Source organism: Gammaproteobacteria bacterium (assembly GCA_016199745.1).
Classification (GTDB): Bacteria; Pseudomonadota; Gammaproteobacteria; order Acidiferrobacterales; family Sulfurifustaceae; genus JACQFZ01.
Genome location: JACQFZ010000005.1, coordinates 15,783 through 38,392, shown reverse-complemented (window position 1 = coordinate 38,392; position 22,610 = coordinate 15,783). Strand labels below are relative to the sequence as shown.

Below are 22,610 nucleotides of genomic sequence, written 5' to 3'. Positions count from 1 at the left end.
GAGGGGGAGTGATTTGCAGTAATGCATAATTTCCCCCCTCTCCCGCAAGGGGAGAGGGGGACGCGAAGTTTTACATCGAGGTGGTGTCATGAATCGGTGCGTTCACGATGACTGAATCAACGCTACAAACCATTAGCCCGATCGATGGCGAAGTTTATGTCGAACGTCCGCTAGCATCGGCGCCAGCGATCGAGGCAGCGCTCGCCCGTGCAACGACGGCACAAGCGGCATGGAAGAAAGTCCCGATCGAGCGCCGCCAAGAAATTTTAACGCGCGCAATCGATGCCTTCGTCGCCCGCACCAGCGAGATCGCGCTCGAGTTGACCTGGCAAATGGGCCGGCCGATCGATCAGACGCCAGGCGAGGTGCGCGGCTTCGCCGAGCGCGCGCGTTATATGCTCAAAGTAGCGCCGCAGGCGTTAGCGCCGATTCGGCCCGAGGCCAAGAACGGTTTCAATCGCTTCATCCAACGCGAGCCGGTCGGTGTGGTCGCCGTTATCGCGCCGTGGAATTATCCGTACCTCACTTCAGTCAACGCGGTTGTGCCGGCATTGATGGCCGGCAATGCCGTTATCTTGAAGCACTCGCAGCAGACGCCGCTGTGCGCCGAGCGTTATGCGCAGGCGTTCGCCGACGCCGGGTTGCCGGAAGGCGTATTTCAATTTCTACATCTGCGCCACGCCGACACCGATAAGCTGATTACCGACGCCCGCATCGGCTTCGTCGCTTTCACCGGCTCGGTACCGGCTGGCCACGCGGTTAAGCGCGCACTGATCGGGCGTTTTATCGGTCTGGGCTTGGAGCTCGGCGGCAAAGACCCAGCCTATGTGCGTGCCGACGCCAATCTCGCGCATGCCATCGAGAATCTGGTCGACGGCAGTTTCTTCAACACCGGCCAATCGTGTTGCGCCATCGAACGTATCTATGTCGACACGTCGATCTACGGCCGCTTTGTGACCGATTTTGTCGAGCTGACCAACGCCTATCGCTTAGGCAATCCGCTGACCCCGGATGTCAATCTCGGACCGATGGTACGCGCGTCGGCGGCGGAGTTCGTGCGCGGGCAAATCGATGCAGCGGTCGCGCAGGGCGCGCGCGCCGTGGTCGATCACACGCGCTTTCCGGCAGACCGGCCGGGCACGGCATATATGGCACCGCAAGTGCTGATCGATGTCGATCATCGAATGCGGGCGATGACCGAAGAGAGCTTCGGGCCGGTGGTCGGTATTATGAAAGTGAAATCCGATGCCGAAGCGGTCGGCTTGATGAACGACAGCCGCTACGGTCTGACGGCGTCGATTTGGACCGGCGATGAGAAAGCGGCGCTGGAATTGGGTGAGCAGTTGGCAACCGGTACGGTGTTCATGAATCGCTGCGATTATCTCGATCCGGCGTTGGCGTGGACCGGTGTTAAAGATTCGGGCTTCGGTTGTACGTTGTCGGTGCTAGGCTACGAATCGTTGACGCGGCCGAAGTCGTTTCATTTTCGTACGGCGTTGTAGTTTTAAGACCCCCACCCTAACCCTCCCCCTGCTGCGCAGGGGAGGGGACTCAGTAGGTGTGGCACGTTGATTCCCTCCCCTGCGCAGCGGGGGAGGGTTAGGGTGGGGGTAATAAAAGGAAATGCAAGCATGATCCAACCGCTTACCGGCAAATGGAACTACCCAACCACCGTCTGGGCCGGCCCGAATCGTATTAAAGAACTGCCCGACGCCTGTCGCGTGCTCAACATCCAGCGGCCGCTGCTTGTCACCGATCGCGGCCTCAAAGACACGCCGATGATTTTCGCGGCGCTCAATATCAATGCGCAGGCGCAGCTGCCGACGGCATTGTTCGCCGACGTCAAAGGCAATCCGATATCGGCCAACGTCACCGCCGGTTTGGACGCCTATCGCGCCCATCGCGCCGACGGCGTCATCGCTATGGGCGGCGGCAGCGCGCTCGACGTCGGTAAATCGGTGGCGTTTATGTCGGGTCAGACTCGGCCGATCTGGGATTTCGAAGATATCGGCGATTGGTGGACCCGTGCCGATCCCACCGGCATCGCGCCGGTGGTGGCGGTGCCGACCACTGCCGGTACCGGTTCCGAGGTCGGCCGCGCGGCGGTGATCGTCAACGAAGCGACGCACGAAAAGAAAATTATTTTCCATCCGAAGATGCTGCCGGCGATCGTCATCTCCGACCCGACGCTCACCTTCGGTTTGCCGCCGGCGGTAACCGCCGCCACCGGCTTCGATGCGTTCGTGCATTGCTTCGAAGCCTACTGCGCGCCCGGCTTTCATCCACTGGCCGATGGCATCGCCGTCGAAGGCATGCGCTTGATCGCCACCTACCTGCCGCGCGCGTATCGCAAGGGCGACGACATGGAAGCGCGCGCCTACATGTTGGCCGCCGCCAGCATGGGGGCGGCGGCGTTTCAAAAAGGTCTGGGTGCCGTGCATGCATTAGCGCATTCGGTCGGTGCGCTGTACGACACACATCACGGTTTGACCAACGCCGTGTTGCTGCCGTATGTGATGCTGCACAACCGCAGCGCGATCAGCGCGCACATGACGATACTCGGACGCGTGCTCGGGTTGGCCGATGCTTCTTTCAACGGCATGCTGACCTGGGTCTTGGAATTCCGGCGCACGCTCGGTATCCCGGCAACGTTGGCGGTGTTGAAGGTACCGCTGGAGCGGGCCGAAGAAATCGGTCGCATGGCCGAACGCGATCCATCGGTCGCCGGCAATCCGATCGCGGTCGACGCTGTCGCGTTGGCGAGGATTTTCTCCAAGGCGGTGGCCGGAAAGCTCGAATGACCGCGACGTTGAAGATACTCGTAGTCGACGGCAATACGCGCGAGACCGACGAAAAGCATGTGACATTTGGCGGCGTCGCCACCGGCCAACATTACGTCAATGTCCTGCGCTCGCTGCGCGCCGACATCGACTGCACGATCGTGCATCCGGCGCGCGCCGGCGGCGTGGTCCTGCCGGCGGGTGTCGGTCTTGATGCGTTCGCTGGCGCCGTTTGGAGCGGCTCGGCGCTGAATGTATATAAAGATGAACCGGCGGTGCGGGCGCAGATCGATTTAGCGCGGGCGATTTTCAGCGCTGCTGTGCCGCAGTTTGGCAGTTGCTGGGGCCTGCAGGTCGCGGTAGTGGCGGCCGGCGGTGACGTGCGCGCCAATCCTCGTGGGCGCGAGCTGGGTATCGTTCGGCACATCGTCCCCACCAGCGCCGGCGCCACGCATGCGATGTTCGTCGGCAAGCGCAGCCCGTTCGAGGCCATCGGCGTGCACCTGGACGAAGTCACGGCATTGCCGACGAATGCTGTTGTGTTGGCCAGCAATAGCATCAGCACGGTGCAGGCAGCGGAGATTCATTTCGGTGCCGGTGTTTGTTGGGGCGTGCAATACCACCCCGAGTACGACCTCAACGAGATTGCCACCGTTATCCAGCGTCACGGTGCGCGCTTAATCGAGGAGCGATTTTTCGCCGATATGGCGATGCTGAACCGCTTCGTCGGTGATCTGCGTGCGTTGCATACCGATCCGAGTCGTACCGATTTGGCCTGGCTTTACGGCATCGGCGATGACGTGCTGCAGCCGCAGCGGCGGCGGTTGGAGCTGCGACGTTGGCTCGATTGCCAGGTGCTACGGTCCAGCTAAGGTCAGTCGCCAAAACCCGTTTCCCAGATTACGGCGCGCTTCGCGTCTTCATCCGCGCTACAAACGGGGTCAGCCCTGCGGTTCATTTTTTTAAACCTCATATATAAGGAATAACGTTTCTCAGTGTCGGTTTTCCGACACGGCGTGTTTGCGCGGCGCGGTTGTTGCAGCTCTCAGAACCAACTCCACGGGCTGAAGCGGGACGTGCTTGGGCATGACAAGAGATACGAAGAAATCCGCGCAAGTCCTTGAGCTGCGACGTCCACCGTCCGATGAGGAAATAAAAAGCCTCATCTCGTTGGCGGCCGATTGGTACTGGGAGCAGGACGAGCGTTACGTTTTCACCCGCTTCATCGGCAAGGTGTTCGACCGCTCCGGCCTCGATCCGCAGCGGCTCATCGGCACAATGCGGTGGCACGGCGGTGCCGTGCCGCTCGGCGATGGCGGCCGTTGGGACACACACCGGGCGCTACTCGAAGCGCATAAGCCGTTCACCCATTTTATTTATCAGCGCGTCAGCGACCAGGGCGAGCCGCAATATTTGAGCGTCAGCGGCCAGCCGGTGTTCGACGTGCAAGGCAAGTTCAAAGGTTATCGCGGCATCAGCAGCGACGTTACCGAGCGTATCGAGATCGAGCGGCGGTTGGCGATCGAAAACGCCATCGCCCGCATCTTGATCGAATCGAGCGGTATTGCCGACGCGGCGCCGAAAATTATTCGCGAGATCTGCGAGCCGATGGGTTGGACCTGCGGCGCGCGCTGGGACGTCGATGTGAACGGCCGCCGGTTGCATTGCGCCGAAACGTATAGCCGTGCCTCGGCATCGGCAGCAGTCGAAGCTTTCCTCGCGTCGATGAAGAGCGACGTGTGGATCGCGATGCCGCCGGCGGCGCCGAACCAAGCCGACATCGCCCAGGCGCAAACGGTATGGGTGCGCGATCTGGCGCAGGCCGCGGCGTTTCCCTGTGCGCCGGCGGCGCTCGCCGCCGGGTTATGCAGCGCGTTTACGTTCCCGATCGCCGCCGGCGGTGAAAAGCTCGGCGTATTCGTGTTCTTCGCCGGCGAGATTCATCGGCCCGATGCGAGATTGGTTAACGGCGTGCTGTATCTCGGCGGGCAAATCGGTCATTTCTGGCAGCGTACTTTGGCCGAGGATGCGTTGCGCGAGATTGGTCAGCGCTTCCAGCATATGACCGAAGTATCGCCCGATTGGCATTGGGAGCACGACGAGTACTATCGATTCAACCACATCAGCGGCAACGATATCGGCAAAACCGGGCTGCAGCTGAACGATCCGATTGGTAAGACTTATTGGGAGTTGCCATTTCTCAACGTCAAAGAAGAGCAATGGTCGCAATTGAAGGCAACGCTCGATGCGCGTCGAGCGTTTTTCGATATGGTGCTGATGTGCCGCGGCAACGACGGCGGACTATGTTACGTCAGTTTGAGCGGACAACCGTTCTTCGATGGCACCGGCAAGTGCAAAGGCTATCGCGGTGTTGGCAAGGACGTTACCGAACGTGAGCGCGATATTAAAATTCGCCGCTTGGTCGATTCGAATGTCATCGGTTGTTTGTTCACCGAAGACCTCAGTGGCGTCATCACCGATGCCAACGACGCGTTTTTACAGATCGTCGGTTATACCCGCGAAGATTTGAACGCCGGTAAGGTCAACTGGGTCAAGATGACGCCGCCCGAATATCACGCCGCCATGAATCGCGCGACCCTGGACTTGCAGACCAAGGGCCAGACGCATATCTACGAGAAGGAATACATCCGCAAAGACGGCAAGCGCATTCCGGTACTGATCGGCAGTACCCAATTCGGCGGATCGATGGACAAGGGCGCGTCGTTCATCCTCGATTTGTCGGAACGGGTGAAGGCCGAAGAAAAAGTGTTGCGCGAGAGCGAAGCGCGCTTTCGTAGCCTGACCGAGCTATCGTCGGACTGGTATTGGGAACAGGACGATAATTTCCGCTTCGTGTTCTTGTCCGACGGACTCGGTCAAAAGACCGGCCTGATCGGCTCTTACGTCGGTAAAACCTTCTGGAATTTCCCGACGCTCAACTTAACGCAGGAAGATTGGGTGCGGCATCGCACCAAGCTGGCCAAGCACGAGCCGTTTTACGATTTCGAAATGCGTTTCCCCGAAAACATATCGCCACGGTAGCGCGCAAAATTTTGGCGGCGCTTATCCGGCCGATCATTGTGCTCGGTCAGGAGTGCCGGGTGAGCGCCAGCATCGGTATCTGCCTGTATCCGCAGGATGCGCAGGACGAACAGGTATTGATGAAGAACGCCGATATCGCCATGTATCGCGCCAAGGAGGAGGGCAAAAACAACTACAAGTTTTATTCCGAGCAACTGAACGTACATACGCTCGAACGCTTAGCGCTCGAGACCAGCATGCGCCGCGCACTCGAGCGTAACGAATTCTTCCTGCATTATCAGGCGAAGCTTAATCTCAAAACCAACCAGATCACCGGCGTCGAGGCGTTGTTACGCTGGCAGCATCCGGAGCTCGGTATGATTTCGCCGGCGCAGTTCATTCTGCTGGCAGAAGAGACCGGACTCATCGTGCCGATCGGTAAATGGGTATTGCGCACGGCGTGCGAGCAGAGCGTCATCTGGCAGCAGCAAGGATTGCCGCCGTTGTGTATGGCGGTCAATCTGTCGTCGCGCCAGTTTGTCGATGACGAATTGCTCAAAGACATCGCTAACTCGCTCGCCGAAACCCATCTCAAACCCGAGTTGTTGGAGCTCGAAATCACCGAAAGCATGGTGATGCAAAACACCGAGCACGCGATCATGCTGCTCGGCGCCATCAAGCAGATGGGCGTACGCCTCGCGATCGACGATTTCGGCACCGGCTATTCGTCGCTGGCACAGATAAAACGTTTTCCGATCGACACCCTCAAGGTCGATCGCTCGTTCATTCGCGAGATTCCCCTGCATCCGGAAGACAACGCCATCACCGAAGCGATCATTGCCATGGGTAAAACCTTGAGCTTGACCGTGGTCGCCGAAGGTGTTGAGACACCGGAGCAGCAGAAATTTCTACGCGACCATGCGTGCGATGAGATGCAGGGCTTTTACTTCAGCAAACCGGTGTCGGAGATACAGTTTGCCGAGCTGGTACACCAGCATGTGCGCGCGCACGGTGACAACGACAATCGTGGCGATGTGACTGAGGGCGGCGTCGATTTTTTAAAATAGAGCAGGCGGTTGTCGGCAGTATTAGTCGGATGTATCGATCGATCGCATTTTTTTTGCCAACCCTTCCGGAAAAATAGTTTCCACGCTGTGCTCCATGTCGGTCACGGTCCACCAGCGGGTATTCAGAATGCCTTCTTGCCGGTGCGCATCGGCGACCACCGGCGTCTGTTCCCACTGCGGCAGACGAACCAGGAAATATTTTTCCTGTTGGCGCACCGGCGTATCTCTAAACATAAATTCAGCCGTTCTTTCCCACAGTGGCTCGAGCGAGATATGCGCTACCCCGAGCTCCTCGTGCGCCTCACGGACCGCTGCCTGCTCGAAAGTTTCGCCGTCCTCCAAGCCGCCGCCCGGCGTTACCCAGAATCGTTCGGTAGTAGATCGCTCGTATTGAAACAACAGCGTCCGTCCGTGCGGATCGACGATCACGAGTCGGGCGGCTTTGCGTTGAGCGAGTTCCATGGGTCGCCGAATTCTATGCTAGTTAGCCTGGTATTGTCTTAGAGGCGGTAACAAAATGAACGTTGGCACGTTAACTCCCTCCCCCTCAGGGGAAGGTTGGGGTGGGGGTGGGTTTGCGGCACAGCTTCGAAACCCACCCCCACCCTGTCCCTCCCCCTGAAGGGGAGGGGACGGCTACGTTGAAGCTATTTCATTTTGTTACGGTCTCTTAGAAAAAGATAAATCTATCGCCGAAGGTTTTTTTATGAACGCCAGATGCAATCAATGCGTATGCAAAAAGGCAACGCGGAACGTAGCTTGCGTTCCGCGCGCCTGCCTACCGTGGCAACGGTTACTTGATTGCCGCGGCGGCGGCAATGATGGCGGCCGCCACTTCCTGCGGCTGGGAGATGAACACGACGTGGCTCGCCTTGACCGTCGACGTCGTCGCGCCGATTTTCTTCGCCATCGCCTGTTGCAACGACGGCGCGATCATCCGGTCGTCACTGGCAACGACATACCAGCTCGGCTTGTGTTCCCATGCCGCGCTGGCGACTTTCTCGTCGAACGACTTGCCGAGAATCGGCCCCTGGGTCGCGGCCATGATCTTGGTTTTTGCCGCCGGCAGATCCTGCGCGAAGGACTTCGTGACGACCTCGGCCGGCAGGGTCACGTAACCGCCGGCATCGGCGATCAGCGATGACGCCCATGGCGCCGGCGGAAGATCTTTCGTCAGATCTGTCACCGACTGACCCGCGGACGGCGCGAACGCGGCGACGTACACGAGCGACTTTACCTTGTCGTTGGCGCCGGCTTCGGTGATAACGACGCCACCCCATGAATGACCGACCAGCACCACCGGACCTTTCTGCGCATCGATCGCGCGCTTCGTGGCGTCGACATCGTTAGCGAGCGAACTCAGCGGGTTTTGCACGGCGACGACGTTCAAACCCTTAGCTTGCAACAACGGTATGACCTTATCCCAGCCGGAGGCATCGGCAAAGGCGCCGTGAACGATGACAACGGATTTCATGGGTTGATCTCCTTTGGATAGGGGTGCTGCCGCTTGCGCGGCCTCGGCGGATGCACTGGCCGACAGCGCGGTAACGAAAGCTGCGGAAACGGCGATTAAACGACGCGAATGGAATTTCATGACATGGACTCCTATTGAGTTAAAGGGGACACCGGTTACGAAAGACGATCAAACCAACGTCAATAACACCTGAATATTGCCGCGTGTGGCGTTGGAGTACGGGCAAACGTTGTGCGCCTTGTCGACGAGCGCTTGCGCCACCGCGCGATCCACGCCTGGCAAGGCGATCTGCAACTCGACCTCGAGGCCGAAGCCGCCGGGTACGGCGCCGATACCGACCGTGCCGGTGATCGCGGCGTCGCCGGCAACGGCGACTTTTTCTTGGCTGGCGACGAACTTGATCGCGCTCAAGAAGCACGCCGAGTAACCGGCGGCGAACAACTGCTCCGGATTGGTCGCGGCACCGCCGCCCCCGCCCAGCGCTTTGGGCGTGGCGAGCTTTACGTCGAGATGGCCGTCGCTGGAAATGGCACGGCCGTCGCGGCCGCTGGTGGCGGTGACCGTTGCTTGATAGAGCACTTTTTCGATTTTCATGATGACGTTCCTCGGTAGTTGCAGTTATTAACGATTAAACAATTATATTTTGTACAATTTAATTACCTAAAAAAAAGCCATTCGATCTGCTGCTTTATTTTGCAATGCTTTTCACCAGAATGGCGCGCATTTCCTGTAAGCGACGCGTCAGCAGCTTAACTTCCTTCGGCGAGCACTGGACCGTGCACGCGAGTTTGTCGGCCACTTCGTTCGCCTTAGTTTTCAGCTCCCGCCCCTTGGGCGTAAGGCTCACCAACACCCGCCGCTCATCCTCTTCCGCACGCCGCCGGCGGACCAACCCGAGCAACTCCAAGCGCTTCAGCAACGGCGTCAACGTGCCCGAGTCGAGATAAACCTTGTCGCCCAACTCCGACACTGTCACACCATCGCGCTCCCACAGCGCCATCAATACCACATACTGCGAATAGGTCACACCGAGCTTCTTGAGCAACGGCTGGTACACCTTGCTCATCGTCAGCGACGTGGAATAAAGCGCGAAGCACATCTGGTTGTCCAACAGCAACGCGTCGGTTGCAGGGGCGTGGGCGGCTTTGGACGATTTCATGGTGACGAATATAACGAAGTACAATTAAATTGTAAACAATTTAATTTGCCGGCCTTACGTTTGATCTGCAACGCGATTACGTATTTAGTTATCCTACATCCTCCAGTTCCCGTTTTCGTCGTGCCTGGTAATTGCCATGATAAAAAGACTTACAAGTGTTTTGGTGGTGATATGCGTCTGCGCGACTGCGCACGCGTCTACTGTTGAAAAAAATCCAGTATCGCTATTAGCCTGGGAAATTGGATTCGAACGGTTTGGAGACGTACTGCTTCGCTACGTGAAATTTGACGCATTCTCCGAATATCCCTGCCTTCGCTTTGAAACATTGACGGATAGTCACAAGCTTATTGACCGCATGGAGGTGTGCAAATTGCCGCTGAGCAATGAAACGGTCGACGTGAGAAAACTTAATTCGGTTATGTTCGAACACTTCAAGGCGACCGAGAATACGTTTCACTTTAGCGCTAACCTCGACTTCTCGACGCCGGGCCATGGAGCGCCGAACAACTACTACCATTGCAAAGTCGATGTCTCCTCGAAAGGCAAGCTCGCCGGCCCGGTATGTAAGCAAATCGATCGGCAGACCTACAAACAGGAGGAGCAGGACGAAAAGAAGGACCAAAAGAACAAGGATCAGCAGTGAGGACGGGAAATTCGGGTGCGGAAATTGGGGTCACCCACTGGCCAAGAAGATAAGCCGGCCTCTGTTTTGGCCGGCTTATCTAGATCAATTTGCTTACGCCTTTGGCTCAAGCACTAATCAATGCCAGTCGGCGGTTACCGTACCGGAACAGAGCCAGGAGCTGTCGGTAAGCATCCAACCGCCGGCTACCGTTTGCGAAGCTCCCCAGGGAACGAAACCTAAGCGTCCGTAAAATTGTTGATACGATCCTGTGAGCGGATAAGTATGAACATCGGACGGTATTAGACCATCCGTATAAATGGAGATCTCGCCGAACAGGGCGGATTGCCCCGGAACTAGCCATTGTTCGAACGTGTAATTACCACTGTCATCGCCCCACAGTTGCATCGTCGAACAATCGCCGACACTTTCTCCCTTTCCTGAACTAAGGGTTCCGGCGGTGTCGTCAGGTGTAGTCGCCGTCTCGTTTAAGCCTAGCGTTTTAAAAACTTGTTCTGTACTGAGGTGGACTCTGTTTTCTTCTCTAAGTTTCTTAAGATCCTCTGCTTGTTGGGGCGTAAGCTTTATGCCCTGCATCGTTGCCGGACTCTTTGTAGGGCGTGCGACGTCTTTCGCTTGAGATTCCTCCGCAGCGGTTGCGGTTATCGAAAAGAAAAGTAACGCGCTGCAACCGGTCGATAGCAATGTTTCCTTTGTGATTTGCATTGGATAAGACTCCTTTGGATTTGCCAACCATACGTAACACCATGATCGTTACTTCATTCCTCAACGACATGGTTCATCGGTAGGTATCCACTGCATGCAGATCGGTTCAAGCGCAACCTAGGGGAAAGTACTGGCACGATTAAACTAAAGGGAGCGTCGAATAACCCTCAACTCGATAAAAATATTCCGAGTGTGGCCATTTTAGTTTGGCATGACCTTCCTCTTATTGTTGGACGGAAACATTACAAGTGTCAGGCAAAAGGTGGGAAGTCCACATACAGCATGGACCAGAAAATGAACTTGCAGGAGTGCATTGCGTGCACTCCTATTTCTTTCTATCGACTTTCTTGATGCGGTCTGAGATTCAAGTTTGGTTTGCGAGAAACCGTAGGATCTATCGTTATTGACTCGCTTCTTAGTTGCCCAATGTCATGAGGCCGGCGTTGCCGCCGGCAGCAGCGGTGTTAACGCTGATGACCCGTTCCACGAGCAGTCGGAGCAATGGGTAGCGTTGTGTCGTATCGGCGCTAATGAACGGTATCAGTGCGCCGTCACACGCGGCGATTTCCATGCGTAATCGTTCGGCCGCGGCCACGTCGCCGGCAAACAATACGGCCGCTGTCGGCGTGGTGCGCCAGTCCTTGCCGAACTCGATGTGTCGGCCAATCGCCGGTGGCAATGAATCCAACAGTGCGATTGCCGGTGTCGATCCGCCGAACGTGAGCCGATTGCCGGTGGCAAGGCAGGCGGCGATTTGCGACAGCAGTACGGATTCGGTCGTGGCGATACAGGCAACTGTGCCGCGTGCGGCAAAGACGAGTGTGTTGCTTTCACCGGTCGGGCCGGGGAGCGGCAAACGTTTGCCGAGCAATGTGGTCGTGGCGTAGAACGAACACGTCTCGGCCAGCTCGCGGCGTCCGCTGGCTTGGGCCCATTCGGCCAACATCGCCAATACCGGCGCCGGCGGTTCACCGATAGTGCCGGGTCGCGATATCGGCGCGGCGCTTTTCGGTTGCAGCAGGCGTTGCAAGTAAAGCGGGCCGCCGGCTTTGGGGCCGGTGCCGGACAAGCCTTCGCCGCCGAATGGTTGTACACCGACGACGGCGCCGATCATGTTGCGGTTCACGTAAATATTGCCGGCATGTACGCTCGTAGTAACGAGATCGATGCTTTCGTCGATGCGGGTGTGTAAGCCGAACGTCAGTCCATAGCCGGTGGCGTTGATGTCATTCAGCACTTGCACAAGCCGGTCGCGCTCGAAGCGCAACACATGCAGCACCGGCCCGAACACCTCGCGCTTGAGCGTCGTTATGGCGTCGATCTCGATCAGTGTCGGTGGCACGAAGGTTCCGTGCGTGCCGTCGGCCGGTAACGACAATTGATAGACCGGTTGGCCGGCGTCTCGCATCTGCCGAATATGGGTCAACAGTGTTTGTTGCGCATCGCCGTCGATGACCGGGCCGACATCGGTCGACAACTGCGCCGGATTGCCGACGCGCAATTCGCGCATCGCGCCTTTGAGCAGCTCGATCAGCTTGTCGGCGATATCGTTTTGTACGCACAGCACGCGCAACGCCGAGCAACGTTGACCGGCGCTATCGAACGCCGATGCCAATGCATCTTGTACCACTTGCTCCGGTAGCGCCGACGAATCGACGACCATGGCATTTTGGCCGCCGGTCTCGGCGATAAAGGGGATTTCGTCGAACGCACGGGTGCGCTTGGCTAGGGCGCGGTTGATGTGCTGTGCCACTTCGGTCGAGCCGGTGAAAACGATGCCGCGCACGCGCGCATCGGCGACCAGCGCCGCGCCGACAACATCGCCCGCGCCCGGCAGAAATTGCAGCGCCGCCGGCGGAACGCCGGCTTGATGCAACACCGTCACGGCGAAGCCGGCGACGAGCGGAGTTTGTTCCGCCGGTTTTGCCAGCACCGGATTGCCGGCGACCAACGCCGCGGCGACTTCGCCGACGAAGATCGCCAGCGGGAAATTCCACGGGCTGATGCACACGACCGGGCCGAGTGCGGCCGGTGTCTGTTGCGCGTAGTTGGCCCGCATCTGCTGGGCATAGTAGCGGCAGAAATCAACCGCCTCACGCACTTCGCCGATCGCGTTCGGCCAGGTCTTGCCGGCCTCGCGAATGCATAGGCTGATCAACGTCGGCCGATGCTGTTCCAACAATTCGGCCGCGCGTTCGAGCATGGCGGCGCGCTCGGCGATCGGTGTGCGTTGCCACTGCGGCGCAAACGCTGTTGCCGCGGCCAGCGCGGTTTCGACATCGGCGAGCGTTGCCGGCACTACGCTGCCGACGTGGTCGCGGCGATCGGCGGGATTGGTAATTCGCTCGGCATCTTGACCGTGATGACGACCGGACGCCAATAACGGTCTCGTCTCCCATAATTTATGCGTCAGCGCATCGAGCTCGCGTTGCACTGATGCCAGCACCGATTCATTAGCGAGATCGACGCCGCTGGAGTTGCGTCGAGTAGCGCCATAGAGATCGTGCGGCAGTGGAATTTGCGGATGCGGCTGACCCCGCCATTGCTGCGTTTGGATGAGCGGATCGGCGATCAGGGTATCGATGCTGATAGTTTCATCGACCAGGCGATTGACGAACGAACTGTTGGCGCCGTTTTCCAGCAAGCGCCGCACGAGGTAGGGCAGTAACGTTTCGTGATTACCGACCGGGCCATAAATTCGGCAGGGCTTATCGAGCTTATCGCTGCCCACGACTTCGTCGTACAACGACTCGCCCATACCATGTAAGCACTGGAACTCGTAGTCGCTAACGCCAGTATCGAGCGCCATTTGATAAACCGCCGACACCGTATGTGCATTGTGCGTGGCGAATTGCGGATATACGGCGTCGCCGGCGATCAGCAGCTTGTGCGCACAGGCGAGATAAGCCACGTCGGTATGCGCCTTGCGCGTGTACACTGGATAACCGTCGAGCCCGTCGACCTGCGCGTGCTTGATCTCGCTGTCCCAATAGGCGCCTTTCACCAGTCGGATCATCAGCCGATGGCCGCTGCGTTGCGCCAGGTCGACGAGATAGTCGATAACGAACGGCGCGCGTTTTTGATACGCCTGCACAACGAAGCCGATACCGTGCCAGCCGCGTAAATCGGCATCGAGCGCGAGCCGTTCCAGCAAATCGAGCGACAGATCGAGCCGCTCGGATTCTTCGGCATCGATGTTGACGCCGATGTCGTACTGCTGCGCCAGCCGTAACAGCTGCCATAACCGCGGCAGTAATTCCGTCAACACGCGCTCGCGCTGCGCGCGGCTGTAGCGCGGATGCAATGCCGACAGCTTGATCGAAATACCGGGGCCGCGATAAAGCCCGCGGCTGGCGGCCGCTTGGCCGATCGTGTGAATCGCGTGTTCGTAAGCTCGGCAGTAACGATCGGCGTCGGCCGCGGTCAGCGCCGCCTCGCCGAGCATGTCGTACGAGTAACGGTAACCGCGAAGCTCGTGCTCGACGCTGCGGTCGAGCGCCTGTTGGATCGTTTCGCCGATAACGAATTGCTCGCCGAGCAGTCGCATGGCGATGTCGACGCCTTTACGAATCAACGGTTCGCCGCCTTTGGCGATCAGTTGCAGCAACGCATTGCCGAGCGTGTGCTCGCTGCGGGTCGCGACCAGCTTGCCGCTGATGAGCAGGCCCCAAGCAGCGGCGTTCACGAACAGCGATGGGCTATGGCCGAGATGCGCCTTCCAATCGCCCTTGCTGATTTTGTCGCGGATCAAGCGGTCAGCGGTATCGGCGTCCGGAATACGCAGCAGCGCTTCCGCCAAGCACATCAGAGCAATGCCTTCTTGGTTCGACAACGAAAACTCATGCATCAGCATGTCGACGCCGCTAGCGTGCGTGCGTTTGTCGCGTACGGCGGTCACCAAGCGGCGCGCCCGTTCGAGTATTTGCGGCACGCTCGGCGCCAATGATTGTAGTTGCGCTATCAATGCGTGCATGCAGGTAGGCTCGTCGCGTCGATAGGCGGCGGTGATCGCCTGGCGTAGTCGATCGCGGCGCGCCTGCTCGTCGTTGGCGAGGGGTGAGTTGGAGTGTGGGTTCGTCGTACCGGCTCCTGCGATTAAGCGCCTATGTCATTGTTAAGGATAGGAGACAAAATGGTCGGCTAAAACGTCTGCCGATTGAAGGGGAAGGGCGGGCGCGTTAGACAATATTTCGTATTCCCTTCTGAAGTTGTTGAAAGCCGCCATGGCAGAACTTAAGCTCGCCCTGGGCCGGGCTGTTTAGTTCGGACGCTTAGCGGCTGGCCCAACGAGGCGAGCCGCTGAACAGTTGTTTCACCTAACTGGACTTAGGAGGATTGTATGAACCACAAGCGCACGAGATTGGCGTTAATCGCCGGTATTGCCGCCGCAGGCCTGTTTGGTCTGGGTAGTGCATCAGCAGCGGACAAAGGTACCATCAAAATCGTTACCCATTCGCCGCTCTCTGGCCCGAACTCGCCGTCGGGCGAATCGATCAAACTCGGCGCGCAACTGGCGTTGGAGGATTACGGCAAACTGCTTACCAGCCAGGGCTTCAAGGTGCAGCTGCAACCGGAAGATGACCAAGCCAATCCCAACGTGGGCGTCGCTAACGCCAACCGCCTGATCAACGACCCGGACATTCTCGCCGTTGTCGGCCACTACAACTCCGGCGTATTCATTCCGTCTTCGGAGGTGTACGCCAAGGCCAATCTGGTCGCAGTATCGCCGGCCAACACCAACCCGCAAGTGACCGATCGCGAATCGACCCGCGCCATCGCCAATCGCATTTGCGGCCGCGACGACGTGCAAGGTCCGGTCGGTGCGGATTTCGCCGTCAAAGATCTGAAGGCGAAGAAGGTCTACGTCATCAACGACAAGACCGCGTATGGCGCCGGTGTCGCCGATGCGTTCGAAGCGGCGGTCAAGAAGGCCGGCGTCAAGGTCATGTTGGCGAGCGGCGTCGACGATAAGGAAACGGATTTCTCCAGCGTCCTAAACCGTGCCGCCATCGACAAACCTGACATCATTTACTTCGGCGGCTACTACCAGCAGGGCGGCCTATTGCTGAAGCAGATGCGGCAGAAGAAAGTCGGCGCCGTATTCATGGGCGGCGACGGCCTCGACAGCGGCGATCTGCAAAAGATCGCCGGCAGCGAGAACGTCACCAAGGCTTACTTCACCACGCTTGGCGTACCGCTCAGCAAATTGCCGGCGGCGAAGAAGTTCGCCGAGGTCTACAAGACTAAATTCAATAAGGACCCCGAGGCGTATTCGGCTTACGGTTACGACTCGATGCGGGTCGTGCTGCAAGCCATCGCCGATTCCGCCAAGGCCAACGGCGGTAACAAGCCGAGCCGCGAGCAAGTGGCGGCGGCGGTGCGCAAGGTCAAGTTCGACGGTTTGACCGGCAAGATCTCGTTCAACAGCCGTGGCGATATCGAAGTGGCGAAGTATGTCGTTGTTGGTGTCGGTCCGACGCCGGACAAGAACGACGTGAAGAGCATCATCGAGAAGAAGGCGCCGAATAGCTGAGCTATTTCGTTGCTCATGCATAACGAAGGGTTCCCCTCTCCCCTTGCGGGAGAGGGGAAAGGGGAGAGGGGGAATATTATTGCCGCGGGCTTTTATGACGTCCCCTCTCTCCTGCCCTCTCTCCCGCAAGGGGAGAGAGGGACACTTCGTTTAGAAGTGTGAAGTTCTATATAGCGGGGCCGTCGCCATGAATTTCAGCGAAGGACTACAGCTGTTGCCGATTACGCTTACCGACGGCTTAGTGCTCGGTCTGCTCTACGCTGTCATCGCGCTCGGCTACACCATGGTCTACGGCGTGTTGGGCCTGATCAATTTCGCCCATGCCGAGATCTTCATGGTCGGTGGCATCGTCGGTATCGAAGTGCTGACGTTCGGCACCGCCGGCACTGGCATGCATCCGGCGTTGCAATTGCTGCTCGCCGTTACCGCGGCGATGCTCATCTCGGGTGCGCTCGCCGTCGTTACCGAGCGTATCGCCTATCGACCGTTACGCTTGCGCAATGCGCCGCGCTTGGTACCGTTGATCACCGCCTGCGGCGTCAGTTTGTTTCTGCAAGATTTCGTCCGCTTCATCGAGAGCCTGTTCGGCAACTTCATTCGGCCGTTTCCCGATTTCGAATTTTTCTACCGATCGGTCGAATTGTCGGACAGCGTCATCGTCCCGTACAAATCGATCGCTATCGTCCTGGTCGGCGTCGCCATGTTGATCGGTCTCACGTACCTTGTGAACTACACCCGCTTAGGCCGTGCCGTCCGCGCGGTCGCGCAGGATCAAAAGGCGAGCGCGCTCATGGGCATCGACGTCAATCGCATGATCGCGCTGACGTTCCTGGTCGGCGGTGCGCTCGGTGGCGTTGCCGGCGTGTTGTACGGTTTGCAGTTCGGAAAGTTGGATCCGTTTTCCGGATTTATTCCCGGCATCAAGGCGTTCACCGCCGCCGTGTTGGGCGGCATCGGCAACATCCCGGGAGCCATGTTGGGCGGGATTGTGCTCGGCGTGCTCGAAGTGCTTGCCGGTACTTACCTGCCGATCCTGACCGACAACGCCGTCGGCACGGAATACAAAGACATCTTCGCGTTCGGTATTTTGATTTTGATCTTGATCTTCCGCCCGTCCGGGTTGTTGGGGCGAGCGACGGTAGAGAAGGTGTAACGCCATGATGACTTCGGAACTCGATCGACCGCGCGACTGGACCTGGTGGGTGGTCGCCTATGTCATCGCCGCTATCGTTATCAAAGTTCAGGTCTTTTCCGGCACTGGTTTGTTGGACACTTTCGCCTTCTTGGCACTGCTCGCTAGCCTGTTTCTGGCGAGCTCGGTCGCCATGGCGCCGTGGGCGCGGGCGGCGATTTTTGTGGTGCTGCTGATGGCGGTGATTCCTTATATAGGATTGCGCAACACCTTTTATTTGGACGTGGTCACGCAGGTCGGTATTTTTGCGGCGTTGGCGTTAGGGCTGAACATCGTCGTCGGCTTCGCCGGCTTGCTCGATCTCGGCTTCGTCGCGTTCTTCGCCGTCGGTGCTTATACCTGGGCGATTTTCGGTTCCGCTCAGGCCAATCAGTTCTTGAGCATCGGCGCCACTGCCAGTTTTTTTCCACTACCGCCCGATTTCTTCTTCGTCATCTTGATGCTCACCGTCATCATCGCCGCTACTGCCGGTGTGTTGCTTGGCTTGCCGGTGCTGCGATTGCGCGGCGATTACCTGGCGATCGTTACGCTCGGCTTCGGCGAGGTGATTCGCGTACTGGCGAACAATCTCGATAAGCCGGTCAACATCACCAACGGCCCGCGCGGCATCACCGGTATCGGCCAGCCGTTATCGAGCGTGGCCAAGGCCTTGGGTACGTCGCTGATCCCACCGTTCAAATGGCAAGCGCTGATTTATTACGCATTGGTGTTGGCGGTGATCGGGCTGGCGATTTTTTTTACCCGCCGGCTCGATAATTCCAAGATCGGCCGCGCCTGGGTGGCGATTCGCGAAGACGAAGTGGCGGCGCAGGCGATGGGTGTTCCCTTGGTGCGAACGAAGTTGATCGCGTTCGCTACCGGCGCCAGCTTTGCCGGCGTTATGGGCGCGCTGTTCGCGTCGAAGCAAACATTTATTAGCCCCGAATCGTTCGACTTCAACCAATCGATCGGCGTGCTTGCCATGGTCGTCTTGGGCGGTTTGGGTTCGGTGCGCGGCGCCATCGTCGGCGCGGCGATCGTGACAATCTTGAATTTGCAGGTGTTGAAGGCGCTCAGCACCTGGTTGAACGGCCTGCGCGCCGATGGTGTGGAAATTCTCGGCTATTCGTTGGCCAACCTGCCGGCGCAGTTCGAGCCGTCAAAGTACGAGCGATTGATCTTCGGTTTAATTCTGATCGCCATGATGCTGTATCGGCCGCAAGGATTGGTACCGGAGAAGCGGCGCGCGCACGAGTTGGCGCGCAAGGCCGGTGAGATCAATATCAGCGCCGGCGCCAAGAAATTATGACGACGCCGTTGCTCGAAGCGTTCAACGTGCGCAAAACCTTCGGCGGTCTGCTCGCGGTCAATGACGTGTCGTTTAACGTACCGCATCGGCAAATCGTCTCGGTCATCGGCCCAAACGGCGCCGGCAAAACCACCTTCTTCAATTTGATCACCGGTATTTACCGGCCCACCAGCGGCAGCATCCGCTTCGATGGTAAAGACCTCGTCGGTCTGCGTCCCGATCAAATCGCCGCCGTCGGCATCGCCCGCACGTTTCAGAACATCCGTCTGTTCGGTGGCATGACGGTGCTGGAGAACGTGCTCGTCGGCCGGCATGCGCGCCTGCCGACGCGTTATATCGACGCGTTGTTGCATACCCGCCGCTATCGCGACGGCGAGCGCAGCGCGATCGACAAAGCGACGGAGTTATTGCAATTCGTCGGCCTCGACGACAAAGCGAACGAGCTGTCGCGCAACTTGCCGTATGGCGAGCAGCGCCGACTTGAAATCGCCCGCGCCTTGGCCAGCGACCCGAAGCTGATCTTGCTCGACGAGCCGTCCGCCGGCATGAATCCGCACGAGACCGACGACGCTAAAAAGTTGATCCGCCAACTGCGCGATCAATTCGATTTGACAGTGGTATTGATCGAGCACGACATGCGCTTGGTCATGACCATTTCCGATTCGGTAACGGTGCTCGATTACGGGCAAAAAATCGCCGAAGGTACGCCGGCGCAAGTCCGCGCCGACGCGCACGTCATCACCGCGTATCTCGGTCGCGGCGAAGCGACCGGCAAGTTGGGCTCGGAGAACTCGGGGCAGAAAAGTCGCTAGAAAACGTCGGCTGGGCAGCGCTTTTCTGCCCACCGACATCTACATCGTGTAATGGGGAGAGGAGTCAGCAGTCGATGACAAAAACCGATGCACCGCTGCTCGCCGTGCGCGACTTACATACCTACTACGGCAAGATCCATGCGCTCAAAGGCATCAGTTTTCACGTCAACCGCGGCGAAATCGTCACCCTCATCGGCGGTAACGGCGCCGGCAAGACGACAACGCTGCACTCAGTATCGCTGTTGTTGAAACCGCGCAGCGGCGACATCGTCTACGCCGGCCAGCCAATCACCGGCCTGCCGCCACACAAGGTTGTCGGTCTCGGCATGGCGCATGTGCCGGAAGGCCGGCGCATTTTTCCGGAAATGACGGTGCGGGAAAATCTGGAAGTCGGCGCGTTTTTGGTGAAGAACAAGCGCGTCATCAAAGATCGCATGGCCAATGTATTCGAATTGTTTCCGCGCCTGAAAGAGCGCGTTACCCAACAAGGAGGCACGTTGTCCGGCGGCGAGCAGCAGATGTTGGCGGTAGCGCGTGCGTTGATGCAGGAACCGGAATTGATTCTGCTCGACGAGCCGTCGATGGGGTTATCGCCGATTTTCGTCGAGACGATCTTCGATATTCTCAAAACGCTCAACCAAAACGGTAAAACCATTTTGCTGGTCGAACAAAACGCACTCATGGCGCTAGGCATCGCTCATCGCGGTTATGTATTGCAGACCGGCTCGATTGTTCTCGAAGACTCGGCCGCCAAGCTCGCGGCGAACGAGGCGGTGCGTAAGGCGTATTTAGGCGAGGAATAAATTTTTATCCCCGCTCCCGCAAGGGGAGAGGGAGACCGGTCGTTGAGCTAGACGTCGCGCCGCGTTCCGCTGTAGCGTCCACTCCCTAAATCAATTCAAACCGCTTTTTTAGGAGAGAGTATGGACGTACGCGCCGCAGTGGCTTACCAAGCAGGGTCACCCTTAACCCTAGAGACCGTACAGTTGGACGGGCCGAAAGCCGGCGAAGTGCTGGTCGAGATTAAGGCCACCGGTCTTTGTCATACCGATGAGTTCACCCGCTCCGGCGCCGATCCGGAAGGATTGTTCCCGGCGATCTTCGGCCACGAGGGTGCCGGTATCGTCGTCGACGTCGGTCCCGGCGTTACCAGCTTGAAGAAGGGCGATCACGTGATTCCGCTGTACACGCCGGAATGTCGCCAATGTAAATCCTGTTTGTCGCACAAAACCAATCTGTGTACGGCGATTCGCGCCACCCAAGGCAAGGGTGTGATGCCGGATGGTACCAGCCGGTTTTCCATCGGCGGTAAAAAGATTCATCACTACATGGGTTGCTCGACCTTCGCCAACTTCACGGTGTTGCCGGAGATCGCGCTGGCGAAGATCCGCGAAGACGCACCGTTCGACAAAGTGTGTTACATCGGTTGCGGTGTCACTACCGGTATCGGCGCGGTCATCAACACCGCCAAGGTCGAAGCCGGCGCGAACGTGGTCGTGTTCGGTCTCGGCGGCATCGGCCTCAACGTCATTCAAGGCGCGCGTTTGGTCGGTGCCAATCGGATCATCGGTGTCGACCTCAATCCCAAGCGCGAAGCGCTGGCGCGCAAATTCGGCATGACCGACTTCGTCAATCCGAAAGAAGTGCGCGGCGAGCTTGTACCGCACCTAGTCGAGCTCACCGACGGTGGCGCCGATTACAGTTTCGAATGCGTCGGCAATGTCGAGCTGATGCGGCAGGCGCTCGAATGTTGTCACCGCGGTTGGGGCGTGTCGGTGATCATCGGCGTCGCCGGCGCCGGTCAGGAAATTCACACGCGTCCGTTCCAGCTCGTTACCGGCCGTATCTGGAAGGGCACCGCCTTCGGCGGCGCGCGCGGCCGCACCGATGTGCCGAAGATCGTCGATTGGTACATGGACGGCAAGATCAACATCGACGATTTGATTACGCACACGCTGCCGCTCGAGCGTATCAATGACGGCTTCGACCTTATGCATCGTGGTGAGTCGATCCGCAGCGTCGTGGTGTACTGATATGACGATCGAAACGCGCAGTGAGCATCGCTGCTTCGGCGGCCGCATGGGGTTTTACACGCACGCGTCGACCGCCACCGGCACCGACATGAAGTTCGCCGTTTTCGTTCCGCCGCAGGCCGAGCGCGCGCCGGTGCCGACGCTGTATTACCTCGCCGGTCTCACCTGCACCGAAGAGACGTTCATGATCAAAGCCGGTGCGCAGCGCCTCGCCGCCGAGCTCGGCTTAATGCTGGTCGCGTGCGACACCAGCCCGCGCGGCTTGAATTTAGCGGGCGACAGCGACAACTGGGATTTCGGCGTTGGCGCCGGTTTCTACATCGACGCAACGGCCGAGCCGTGGAGCCGGCACTACCGAATGAGCCGCTACGTGAACGACGAATTGCCGAGCGTAATCGAGCAGCACTTCCCCGCGCTCGCCGGTGCCCGCGGCATTACCGGCCATTCGATGGGCGGTCACGGTGCGTTAGTCGCCGCATTGCGTCATCCGGACCGTTGGCACTCGGTGTCGGCATTGGCGCCGATCGCGAATCCGACGGCGGTGCCATGGGGTGAAAAAGCGTTCAGCCATTATCTCGGCCCCAACCGTGATCAGTGGCAAGAGTGGGACGCGAGTGTCCTGTTGCGTCGCCGGCGTTATCCGGGGCCGATCTTGGTCGATCAAGGAATGAAGGACCAGTTCTTGCTGCAGCAACTGCAGCCGGAAGCGCTGGAGTCCGCCGCCGCGGCATCTGGCCAGGAACTGCGGCTACGACGGCACGAAGGCTACGATCATTCTTATTGGTTTGTGCAGAGCGTGATTGCGGAGCATTTGCTGCATCATGCGACATATTTGTATCAACGGACTCCGCATTGACGATCTACCGCCGATGATAATGCCCATAACAATGAGTGACGGGAGAG

19 protein-coding genes are annotated in these 22,610 nt (G+C 58.6%); 13 read left to right on the top strand and 6 right to left on the bottom strand.

Annotated features, from left to right (window positions below; genetic code table 11):
• Positions 1-107 precede the first annotated feature (107 nt).
• From HY308_01280 to HY308_01260, 5 genes are all read left to right on the top strand, one after another.
• Positions 108-1,502 (top strand): aldehyde dehydrogenase family protein, encoded by a 1,395-nt coding sequence (locus tag HY308_01280; GenBank protein MBI3896910.1) that lies wholly within the window; start codon positions 108-110, stop codon positions 1,500-1,502.
• Positions 1,503-1,631: 129 nt separating this feature from the next.
• Entirely contained in the window at positions 1,632-2,801 is a 1,170-nt protein-coding gene (locus HY308_01275; GenBank protein ID MBI3896909.1) for an iron-containing alcohol dehydrogenase, read from the top strand.
• Positions 2,798-3,652, top strand: coding sequence for a type 1 glutamine amidotransferase (locus HY308_01270; protein MBI3896908.1), 855 nt, complete (start codon positions 2,798-2,800; stop codon positions 3,650-3,652). The genes HY308_01275 and HY308_01270 overlap by 4 nt, the downstream gene beginning before the upstream one ends.
• 214 nt (positions 3,653-3,866) lie before the next feature.
• Positions 3,867-5,822, top strand: coding sequence for a PAS domain S-box protein (locus HY308_01265; GenBank protein ID MBI3896907.1), 1,956 nt, complete (start codon positions 3,867-3,869; stop codon positions 5,820-5,822).
• An 11-nt stretch (positions 5,823-5,833) separates the two neighbouring features.
• Positions 5,834-6,868, top strand: coding sequence for an EAL domain-containing protein (locus tag HY308_01260; GenBank protein MBI3896906.1), 1,035 nt, complete (start codon positions 5,834-5,836; stop codon positions 6,866-6,868).
• 21 nt (positions 6,869-6,889) lie between these two features.
• On the opposite strand, the gene HY308_01255 is transcribed toward HY308_01260, so the two are convergent.
• The 4 genes from HY308_01255 to HY308_01240 form a co-directional block, all read right to left on the bottom strand.
• Entirely contained in the window at positions 6,890-7,330 is a 441-nt protein-coding gene (locus tag HY308_01255; protein ID MBI3896905.1) for an NUDIX domain-containing protein, read from the bottom strand.
• 331 nt (positions 7,331-7,661) lie between these two features.
• Positions 7,662-8,462, bottom strand: coding sequence for an alpha/beta hydrolase (locus HY308_01250; GenBank protein MBI3896904.1), 801 nt, complete (start codon positions 8,460-8,462; stop codon positions 7,662-7,664).
• Positions 8,463-8,510: 48 nt separating this feature from the next.
• The gene (locus tag HY308_01245) at positions 8,511-8,936 is read right to left on the bottom strand and encodes an organic hydroperoxide resistance protein (GenBank protein ID MBI3896903.1); all 426 of its coding nucleotides are present in this window, start codon (positions 8,934-8,936) and stop codon (positions 8,511-8,513) included.
• A gap of 94 nt (positions 8,937-9,030) precedes the next feature.
• Positions 9,031-9,501, bottom strand: a complete 471-nt coding sequence (locus tag HY308_01240) for a MarR family transcriptional regulator (protein MBI3896902.1) — start codon at positions 9,499-9,501, stop codon at positions 9,031-9,033.
• 370 nt (positions 9,502-9,871) lie between these two features.
• Here HY308_01240 and HY308_01235 point away from each other — a divergent pair, with 370 nt between their 5' ends.
• On the top strand, positions 9,872-10,144 hold the full coding sequence (locus HY308_01235; protein MBI3896901.1) for a hypothetical protein: 273 nt from the start codon (positions 9,872-9,874) through the stop codon (positions 10,142-10,144).
• A gap of 117 nt (positions 10,145-10,261) precedes the next feature.
• On the opposite strand, the gene HY308_01230 is transcribed toward HY308_01235, so the two are convergent.
• Both HY308_01230 and putA read right to left on the bottom strand, forming a co-directional pair.
• On the bottom strand, positions 10,262-10,849 hold the full coding sequence (locus tag HY308_01230) for a hypothetical protein (protein MBI3896900.1): 588 nt from the start codon (positions 10,847-10,849) through the stop codon (positions 10,262-10,264).
• A gap of 415 nt (positions 10,850-11,264) precedes the next feature.
• Positions 11,265-14,945 carry a trifunctional transcriptional regulator/proline dehydrogenase/L-glutamate gamma-semialdehyde dehydrogenase gene (gene putA, locus HY308_01225; GenBank protein MBI3896899.1) on the bottom strand — a complete coding sequence of 1,227 codons (3,681 nt, stop codon included), beginning with the start codon at positions 14,943-14,945 and terminating at the stop codon, positions 11,265-11,267.
• A gap of 243 nt (positions 14,946-15,188) precedes the next feature.
• Here putA and HY308_01220 point away from each other — a divergent pair, with 243 nt between their 5' ends.
• The 7 genes from HY308_01220 (at position 15,189) to fghA (ending at position 22,563) form a co-directional block, all read left to right on the top strand.
• Positions 15,189-16,382, top strand: coding sequence for a branched-chain amino acid ABC transporter substrate-binding protein (locus tag HY308_01220; protein ID MBI3896898.1), 1,194 nt, complete (start codon positions 15,189-15,191; stop codon positions 16,380-16,382).
• A gap of 187 nt (positions 16,383-16,569) precedes the next feature.
• Entirely contained in the window at positions 16,570-17,535 is a 966-nt protein-coding gene (locus HY308_01215; protein ID MBI3896897.1) for a branched-chain amino acid ABC transporter permease, read from the top strand.
• A gap of 4 nt (positions 17,536-17,539) precedes the next feature.
• Positions 17,540-18,862: a branched-chain amino acid ABC transporter permease gene (locus tag HY308_01210; protein ID MBI3896896.1), complete on the top strand. Its 1,323-nt coding sequence runs from the start codon at positions 17,540-17,542 to the stop codon at positions 18,860-18,862.
• Entirely contained in the window at positions 18,859-19,674 is an 816-nt protein-coding gene (locus HY308_01205; GenBank protein ID MBI3896895.1) for an ABC transporter ATP-binding protein, read from the top strand. Before HY308_01210 ends, HY308_01205 begins: the two co-directional genes overlap by 4 nt.
• 74 nt (positions 19,675-19,748) lie before the next feature.
• Positions 19,749-20,477 carry an ABC transporter ATP-binding protein gene (locus HY308_01200; protein MBI3896894.1) on the top strand — a complete coding sequence of 243 codons (729 nt, stop codon included), beginning with the start codon at positions 19,749-19,751 and terminating at the stop codon, positions 20,475-20,477.
• A 120-nt stretch (positions 20,478-20,597) separates the two neighbouring features.
• A complete protein-coding gene (locus HY308_01195) occupies positions 20,598-21,707 on the top strand; it encodes an S-(hydroxymethyl)glutathione dehydrogenase/class III alcohol dehydrogenase (protein ID MBI3896893.1) in 1,110 nt (369 codons plus the stop codon).
• 1 nt (position 21,708) lies between these two features.
• On the top strand, positions 21,709-22,563 hold the full coding sequence (gene fghA, locus HY308_01190; GenBank protein ID MBI3896892.1) for an S-formylglutathione hydrolase: 855 nt from the start codon (positions 21,709-21,711) through the stop codon (positions 22,561-22,563).
• The last annotated feature ends 47 nt before the right edge of the window (positions 22,564-22,610 follow it).

Coding starts and splice junctions, on each gene's coding strand:
- HY308_01250 (MBI3896904.1), bottom strand. CDS start 8,462: ATGAAATTCCATTCGCGTCGTTTAATCGCCGTTTCCGCAGCTTTCGTT.
- HY308_01280 (MBI3896910.1), top strand. CDS start 108: ATGACTGAATCAACGCTACAAACCATTAGCCCGATCGATGGCGAAGTT.
- HY308_01200 (MBI3896894.1), top strand. CDS start 19,749: ATGACAAAAACCGATGCACCGCTGCTCGCCGTGCGCGACTTACATACC.
- HY308_01230 (MBI3896900.1), bottom strand. CDS start 10,849: ATGCAAATCACAAAGGAAACATTGCTATCGACCGGTTGCAGCGCGTTA.
- HY308_01265 (MBI3896907.1), top strand. CDS start 3,867: ATGACAAGAGATACGAAGAAATCCGCGCAAGTCCTTGAGCTGCGACGT.
- HY308_01195 (MBI3896893.1), top strand. CDS start 20,598: ATGGACGTACGCGCCGCAGTGGCTTACCAAGCAGGGTCACCCTTAACC.
- HY308_01215 (MBI3896897.1), top strand. CDS start 16,570: ATGAATTTCAGCGAAGGACTACAGCTGTTGCCGATTACGCTTACCGAC.
- HY308_01205 (MBI3896895.1), top strand. CDS start 18,859: ATGACGACGCCGTTGCTCGAAGCGTTCAACGTGCGCAAAACCTTCGGC.
- HY308_01275 (MBI3896909.1), top strand. CDS start 1,632: ATGATCCAACCGCTTACCGGCAAATGGAACTACCCAACCACCGTCTGG.
- HY308_01220 (MBI3896898.1), top strand. CDS start 15,189: ATGAACCACAAGCGCACGAGATTGGCGTTAATCGCCGGTATTGCCGCC.
- fghA (MBI3896892.1), top strand. CDS start 21,709: ATGACGATCGAAACGCGCAGTGAGCATCGCTGCTTCGGCGGCCGCATG.
- HY308_01240 (MBI3896902.1), bottom strand. CDS start 9,501: ATGAAATCGTCCAAAGCCGCCCACGCCCCTGCAACCGACGCGTTGCTG.
- HY308_01270 (MBI3896908.1), top strand. CDS start 2,798: ATGACCGCGACGTTGAAGATACTCGTAGTCGACGGCAATACGCGCGAG.
- HY308_01210 (MBI3896896.1), top strand. CDS start 17,540: ATGATGACTTCGGAACTCGATCGACCGCGCGACTGGACCTGGTGGGTG.
- HY308_01245 (MBI3896903.1), bottom strand. CDS start 8,936: ATGAAAATCGAAAAAGTGCTCTATCAAGCAACGGTCACCGCCACCAGC.
- HY308_01255 (MBI3896905.1), bottom strand. CDS start 7,330: ATGGAACTCGCTCAACGCAAAGCCGCCCGACTCGTGATCGTCGATCCG.